The organism is Streptomyces sp. NPDC048411 (genome assembly GCF_040704695.1).
Taxonomy (GTDB): Bacteria; Actinomycetota; Actinomycetes; order Streptomycetales; family Streptomycetaceae; genus Streptomyces.
In genome coordinates, this window is sequence record NZ_JBEZKL010000057.1 from 39723 (window position 1) to 46930 (window position 7208).

At 70.7% G+C, this 7208-nt stretch carries 5 protein-coding genes; 3 read left to right on the forward strand and 2 right to left on the reverse strand.

The annotated features are described in order from the left end of the window. Positions 1-9 precede the first annotated feature (9 nt). The gene (locus AB0915_RS21045) at positions 10-1971 is read right to left on the reverse strand and encodes a serine/threonine-protein kinase (RefSeq protein ID WP_366692527.1); all 1962 of its coding nucleotides are present in this window, start codon (positions 1969-1971) and stop codon (positions 10-12) included. 119 nt (positions 1972-2090) lie between these two features. Here AB0915_RS21045 and AB0915_RS21050 point away from each other — a divergent pair, with 119 nt between their 5' ends. Next, positions 2091-3179, forward strand: a complete 1089-nt coding sequence (locus AB0915_RS21050) for a serine hydrolase domain-containing protein (RefSeq protein ID WP_366692528.1) — start codon at positions 2091-2093, stop codon at positions 3177-3179. Between the two features lie 36 nt (positions 3180-3215). On the opposite strand, the gene AB0915_RS21055 is transcribed toward AB0915_RS21050, so the two are convergent. After that, on the reverse strand, positions 3216-4922 hold the full coding sequence (locus tag AB0915_RS21055) for a glycerol-3-phosphate dehydrogenase/oxidase (RefSeq protein ID WP_366692529.1): 1707 nt from the start codon (positions 4920-4922) through the stop codon (positions 3216-3218). A gap of 249 nt (positions 4923-5171) precedes the next feature. Between AB0915_RS21055 and AB0915_RS21060 the strand changes: the two genes are divergently transcribed. Further along, entirely contained in the window at positions 5172-6434 is a 1263-nt protein-coding gene (locus tag AB0915_RS21060; RefSeq protein WP_366692530.1) for a nucleotide sugar dehydrogenase, read from the forward strand. A 106-nt stretch (positions 6435-6540) separates the two neighbouring features. After that, positions 6541-7128, forward strand: a complete 588-nt coding sequence (locus AB0915_RS21065; RefSeq protein WP_366692531.1) for a hypothetical protein — start codon at positions 6541-6543, stop codon at positions 7126-7128. Positions 7129-7208: the final 80 nt, after the last annotated feature.

Genomic DNA, 7208 nt, shown 5'->3' on the forward strand with positions numbered 1-7208 from the left:
ACCCGCCGCTCAGTCCTTGGGCCGGAACGTGGCGAACGCCGTCTCACGCGCGGTCCGGCACTCCTCGCCGTTCCACTCGCTCGCCTTGCAGCTGATCATGATCGAGTAGCCGTGCGTGGCATCGACCTTGAAGCCCCGGTTGAGCACGTGGCTCCGCTGCCCGTTCTCATTGCGCTCGAACTGCCAGTCGGCAACGGTCGGATAGCCGTTGAACTCGACGGTATTGATCCCGAGATGCTGGTAACCGCTGCTGGTGGACGCGATGTAGCCCTTGGCCGCGTTCCAGGCCGCGGCGGCATCGTCCTTGGGAGAGTTGTTGTAGTCGACCTGGACGCGCGGGTAGCCGCCGTTCACGGCGTAGATCCGGCCGGAGTTGGCGCCTGCGATCTTGTAGGGCGTGAAGTTCTTGGGCATCGCCATCGTGAAGTGGAACCGCTTGTCGGTGACCATCTTGTAGCCGTCGGGCAGCGCGCCCGCCTTGCCCGCGTCCGACCCCTTGGACTCGTCCGACCCCTTGCCCGAGTCGTCGTTCTTGCCCTTGCCCTTGCCCTGGTCCTCGCCCTGATCGCCGCGCTGCTCCTGACCCTGGCCCTGGTCCTTGCCGGAGCCGGCGCTCGTGGCAGCCCCCGCCGAGGCCGACGTGCCGCCCTTGCCGGAGCCGCTGCTCCGGTTGCCCGTGTCGTCCCCGCCGAGCGAGAGCGCGAGGACGGTGCCGAGCACGACGAGCGCGACGACGGCCGCGATGATCGCCAGGGTGCGACGGGGCACCACGTCTGTGAGGGACGCGCGGACCGGCGTGCTCGACGGGCCGCCCGGACGCTGCGGCGGTACACCCCCGGAGGCGGAGGCCGCCGACGCCTTGGGCCGGGCCGGAGCCGTGGAATCGGCAGAGGCAGAGGGTGCGGCGGCGGAGACAGGAGCAGCGACAGCCGCACCCGCTCCGGGCGCCGCCTTCGCGTTCCGCGTGGAACGCAGCGCACCGCGCAGCCGGTCCCGGGCGCCCTCCGCCGCCTCACCGGACTTCGACGCCCCCTTGGTGCGGGGAGCGACGACACTTCCGGGAAGCGCCATGACCTGGGTGGAGTCGGCCGGCGGGGGCACCACGGGGGCCGGCTTGTCGGCGGCGTGGATCACCTCGTTGAGCAGGGCCCGCGCACCCGCGTCGTCGAGCCGCTGCTCCGGGTCCCTGGCGAGCAGGCCGTAGATGACCTCCTCCAGCGGGCCCGCGTTCTTCGGCGGGTCGAGCGGCTCGGTCATCACCGCGGTCAGGGTGGCGATCGCCGAACCCTTGTCGTACGGCGGGGAGCCCTCGACGCTCGCGTACAGCAGTCCGCCGAGCGACCACAGGTCCGCGGGCGGTCCCGGCTTGTGTCCGCGGGCGCGCTCCGGCGAGATGTACGACGGAGCGCCGACGAGCATGCCCGTCGAGGTGACGGACGGGTCACCCTCGACCTGGGCGATGCCGAAGTCGGTCAGCACGACCCGGCCGTCGTCGGCGATCAGCACGTTGGACGGCTTCACATCGCGGTGCAGAATGCCCTCGCGGTGCGCCGAACGCAGCACGTCGAGGATGGCAAGACCGACCTCGGCCGCGCGCTTCGGCGTCAGCACACCGTCCTCGCGCACCGCCTCGGCGAGCGACTTGCCCTCGATGAGTTCCATCACGATCCACGGCCGGTCGTCCTCGTCGACCACGTCGTAGACCGTCACCGCACCGTTGTTGCGGATCCTGGCGATCGCCTTCGCCTCGCGCAGTGTGCGTGTGATGAGCCGACGCTTCTCGTCCTCGTCGATGGCCGACGGGAACCGCAGCTCCTTGACCGCGACCGTGCGGCCCAGCGTCTCGTCGACAGCACGCCAGACCGTGCCCATACCGCCCCGGCCGAGCACCACCCCGAGCCGGTACCTACCCGCAAGGAGACGTCCATCCGTGTCCCGTTGGGGCTCCCGTGCCTGCTCCGCCTCCGACATGCGTCCCCTCTGCGATCAACCCGCCCTGGCAGAGCCTTCATTGTCCCTCACCCCGGGACCGGTCATGGTCCCGGGTCCGGGGTCCGTCATGATGTGGCCGGAGGAAGGGACTCCCTGCCATGCCGTCGCTCAGAGCGCTGCCCGCCACCCTGGTGGTGCTCACGCTGTTCGGCCTCGGAACCACAAGCCTGCCCAGCGAACCACACCTCACGCCCGCAGCCGCGTACCTCCCCCGGCTCGTCGCCGAGGGCGGCGCCCCGGCCGCGGCACTTCTCACCCGGGACACCTCCTCCGTCCGCCGCGCCACCTACCGCTCGACGGGTCCCGGCATCCGCTCGGCGGACCATTTCCGGGCAGGCAGCATCACCAAGACGTTCATCGCGACGGTCGTCCTCCAACTCGCCCGGGAGCACAGGCTGCAGCTGTCCGACACCGTCGACAGCCATCTGCCCGGGCTGATACGCGGCCACGGCAACGACGGCCGCCGCATCACCCTGCGCGCCCTGCTCACCCACACCAGCGGCCTCTACGACTACACCGCGGCCCCGGGCGCGCGCCCCGTCTCCGCCACCGCCGCGATCCATACGGCCGTGGCCCATCGCCCCACGAACGCCACCGGCGCTTACTCCTACTCCAACACCAACTACGTCCTGCTCGGCATGGTTGTTCAACGCGTCACCGGACACAGCTACGCCGCCGAGATCAGACACCGCATCATCAAACCCCTCCGTCTCACCGGCACCTCGCTCCCCGGCGCCCACACCGGCCTGCCGGCCCCGCACGGGCGCGGCTACTCCCGCGACCCGGCCGACGGCACCCTCCGCGATGTCACCATCCTCGATCCGCGCACCGCGGGCGCCGCCGGAGAGCTGATCTCCACACTCGCCGATCTGAACCGCTTCTACGCGGCCCTGCTGGGCGGCCGCCTGCTGCCGCCCGCCCAGCTGAGCACCCTGCTGAACACCGTTACGGCGCACGGGACCTACGGCATGGGCATCTATCCGCAGAAACTCTCGTGCGGGACGACCGTCTGGGGTCACAACGGCCACATCGCGGGCAGCTACGTCCGTACCGCAGCCACCCGAGACGGCCGACACACCCTGACGTTCCGCATCAACACGGACACCCTGACCGAAGCGACCCTCGAACCGGCGCTCCTCGAAGCCGAGTTCTGCCCTGCGGGGCAGAACCGTCACCCTGCCTCCTGAAGGGCCACCGATCGGCTCGGACCGACGATCGGACCGTCAGATCGGCACGATGTCCGGCGCCCCGAGCCGCGCCGCGTCCGCCGTCAGGTCGTCCGGCTGACGCTGCGACTCCCGCTCCGCCTGCACCCGCTTCTCGTAGTGCTCCACTTCCCGCTCGATCTGCCCCTCGTCCCAGCCCAGCACCGGAGCCATCAGCTCCGCGCATATCCGCGCGGAGCGAGTGCCCCGGTCGAAGGTCTCGATCGAGATCCGGGTCCGCCTCGTCAGGACGTCGTCGAGGTGACGGGCCCCCTCGTGCGAGGCGGCGTAGACGATCTCGGCCTTCAGATAGTCGTCCGCCGCCGGCAGCGGCTCGCCCAGCGAAGGATCGGCGGCGATCAGCTCCAGGATCTCCTCGGTCATCGACCCGAACCGGTTCAGCAGATGCTCCACCCGGGCAACATGCAGCCCCGTGCGGGCCGCGATCCTCGCCCGTGAGTTCCACAGCGCCCGGTACCCCTCCGCGCCCAGCAGCGGGATGTCCTCCGTGACACAGTCGGCCACCCGCTGATCGAGGCCGTGCACCGCCTCGTCCACGGCGTCCTTCGCCATCACCCGGTACGTCGTGTACTTGCCGCCCGCGACGACGACGAGCCCCGGGGCCGGGTGCGCCACCGTGTGCTCGCGCGACAGCTTGCTGGTCGCGTCCGACTCGCCGGCCAGCAGCGGCCGCAGCCCGGCATAGACACCCTCGACGTCATCCCTGGTCAGCGGGGTGGCCAGGACCGAGTTGACGTGCTCGAGGAGGTAGTCGATATCGGCGCTGGACGCGGCCGGGTGCGCCTTGTCCAGGTCCCAGTCGGTGTCCGTCGTCCCGATGATCCAGTGGCGGCCCCACGGGATCACGAACAGCACGGACTTCTCGGTCCGCAGGATGAGTCCGGTCGAGGAGTGGATGCGGTCCTTCGGGACGACCAGATGGATGCCCTTGGACGCCCGGACGTGGAACTGTCCGCGCTCACCGATCAGCGCCTGGGTGTCGTCCGTCCACACCCCGGTCGCGTTGACCACCTGCTTGGCCCTGACCTCGTACTCCCCGCCCGCCTCGACGTCCTCCACCCGCGCGCCGACGACCCGTTCACCCTCGCGCAGGAAACCGATCACCCGGGCCCGGTTCGCCACCTTCGCGCCGTATCCGGCGGCCGTCCGCACCAGCGCCGCCACGTAGCGGGCGTCGTCCATCTGGGCGTCGTAGTACTGCAACGCCCCGACCAGCGCGTCCTTCCTCAGCGCGGGCGCGACCCGCAGAGCCCGGCGGCGGGAGAGGTGCCGGTGCACAGGCAGCCCTCGGCCGTGCCCCGACGACACCGACATCGCGTCGTACAGCGCGACGCCCGAACCGGCGTAGAACCGCTCCCAGCCCTTGTGCTGCAACGGATAGAGGAACGGCACCGGCTTCACCAGATGCGGGGCCAGCCGCTCCAGCAGCAGCCCGCGCTCCTTCAGCGCCTCCCGCACGAGCGCGAAGTCGAACATCTCCAGATAGCGCAGCCCCCCATGGATCAGCTTGCTCGATCTGCTCGACGTGCCGGACGCCCAGTCGCGCGCCTCGACCAGTCCGGTCGAGAGCCCTCGTGTCGCCGCGTCCAGCGCCGTTCCGGCGCCGACCACGCCCGCCCCCACGACCAGCACGTCCAGTTCGCGCTCGGCCATCGCGGCGAGCGCCTCGGCGCGCTCCGCGGGTCCCAGTGTCGCTGTCCTCACCGCTGCCTCCCGGTAGATCGGGGTGGGTCCGGCACGGGGCTGAGGTCCGACCGGGGGGTCGGGCGCCCGTAGCCACCTCTCGATTCTGTCCGCGGTCCGCGACTTCAGCCACCGCCTGTGGACAACACCCGGGCGACGAGCCTCGCACAATGCGACATATAGGTCATATTTACGCCTAGTCTGACATTGCGCTGTCCTCAGCGGTTGCGCTTTCTGCTCTCATGGTCTTAGGGAAGGACGGCCACTTCTATGCCCGCAGACCTCGCCGTCATCGGACTCGGTCACCTCGGCCTGCCTCTCGCCCAAGCCGCCGTCGCCGCCGGTATCCGCACCGTCGGCTACGACACCGACCCACACCCGTTCGCCGAGCTCTCCGCCGGCCGCACCCCCGTCGAAGGCGCCCTCACCGCCTCGGAGATCCGACGGATGCTCTCGGGGGGCTTCCGGCCCACCACCGACCCGGCCGAGCTGGGCCGGGTCCGTACCGCCGTGATCTGCGCGCCCACCCCTCTCGGCGCCGACCGCACCATCGACCTCACCGCCGTCGCCGACGCCACCCGCGCCCTCGCCGCCAAACTCCGCCCGCACACCACGGTCCTGCTGGAATCGGCCGTGCCCCCCGGCACCACCGAGAGTTTCGTGCGCCCCCTCCTCGAAGAGGGCTCAGGACTGCGCGCCGGACGCGACTTCCACCTCGCCTGCTCCCCCAGCCGTCTCGACCCGGGCAACCGCGCCCACGTCTACGCCAACACCCCCAAGGTCATCGGCGGCCTCACCCCCGCCTGCACCGAATCGGCCGCCGCGTTCTACGGCCGGCTCACCGACAAGGTCGTACGCGCCCGCGGGCCGCGCGAGGCCGAGATGACCAAGGTTCTGGAGACCAACTTCCGGCACGTCAACATCGCCCTGGTGAACGAGATGGCAGTGCTCTGCCACGACCTCGGGGTCGACCTCTGGGACGTCATCCGGTGCGCCGAGACCAAGCCGTTCGGCTTCGAGCCGTTCCGTCCGGGCCCCGGCGTCGGAGGCCACTGCGCCCCGGTCGACCCGGGATACCTCCCGTACAACAGCCGCACCCCCGGCCACCCGCTGCGGATGGTCTCGCTCGCCCAGGAGATCAACGACCGGATGCCGAGTTACGTGATCCAGCGCTGCGCCACCCTGCTCAACGAACACGGCAAGTCGGTCCGCGGCGCGCGCGTCCTGCTCCTCGGCGTCACCTACAAGCCGGACCTCGCCGACCAGGAGGCGTCCCCCGCCCGGGAGATCGCGACGCGGCTGATGGACATGGGCGCGCAGATCGGCTACCACGACCCGCACGTCCTGGACTGGCGCGTACGCGAACGGCCCGTCCCGCGCGCGGACTCGCTGTACGAGGCGGCGGCGAGCGCGGACCTGACGCTGCTGCTGCAGCACCACCGTACGTACGACCTCCAGGGCCTCGCCGTGAAGGCCCAGCTCCTTCTGGACACCCGCGGCGCCACCCCGGCCGGAGCCGCACACCGGTTGTGAGCCCAGTTCCCCCAAGGATTTCGGTGGGCGATGTCGCAGGCGGCTGCTAGCCTGCGGCGTCACTTCTCGCACAGTCGTGCGCTTCCGTCCCAGGGGGGATACCACCATGAGTCAGCCCGTGCCGCCGCCGAACCAGTCGCAGCAGCCGTACGACGCCCAGCCCGGCGGCAACCCGTACGCGGGCGGGCAGCCGGGTCAGCCCGGCGTTCCGAGCGGCAACCCGTACGCCGGTCAGCAGCCGGGTCAGCCCGGCCAGTTCGGCGGCGCGCCGTTCGCACCGGCCGGCCCTGTCCGTAACAACATCGGTCTCGGCCTGCTCGCCGCCGTCGTCGCGATGGTCGTCGCCGCGGGCGTCTACGGCGCGATCATCGGCACCACCAAGCACCAGATCGGCTACGCGGCCGTGGGCGTCGGCTTCCTCATCGGCTTCGCAGCGGGCAAGGTCGGCGGCCGCAACCCCGCGCTCCCGGTCCTCAGCGCGGTGCTCGCGCTGGTCTCCGTCTACTTCGGGCAGCTGCTCGGTGAGGCGATGATCGCCGCGAAGGAGCTTCCGGTCACCGTCTCCGAGCTGTTCTTCGACCACTTCGGCTTCCTGAACGAGGCGTGGAAGGCCGACGCCGGACCGCTCACCTACGTCTTCATCGCGATCGCCGCGTTCGCCGCGTTCTCCGCCGCCAAGAAGGCCGCAGACTGATCCGGTTCATACGGAAGGGCCCGGACCGCTCGAGCGGTGAGGGGCCCGGCGGGTGTGGGGAAAAAAAAAGAAAGGAGGGG

Bases quoted from the DNA above. Each gene is read 5' to 3' on its own strand.
- AB0915_RS21045 (WP_366692527.1), bottom strand. From the start codon at position 1,971: ATGTCGGAGGCGGAGCAGGCACGGGAGCCCCAACGGGACACGGATGGA.
- AB0915_RS21050 (WP_366692528.1), top strand. From the start codon at position 2,091: ATGCCGTCGCTCAGAGCGCTGCCCGCCACCCTGGTGGTGCTCACGCTG.
- AB0915_RS21060 (WP_366692530.1), top strand. From the start codon at position 5,172: ATGCCCGCAGACCTCGCCGTCATCGGACTCGGTCACCTCGGCCTGCCT.
- AB0915_RS21065 (WP_366692531.1), top strand. From the start codon at position 6,541: ATGAGTCAGCCCGTGCCGCCGCCGAACCAGTCGCAGCAGCCGTACGAC.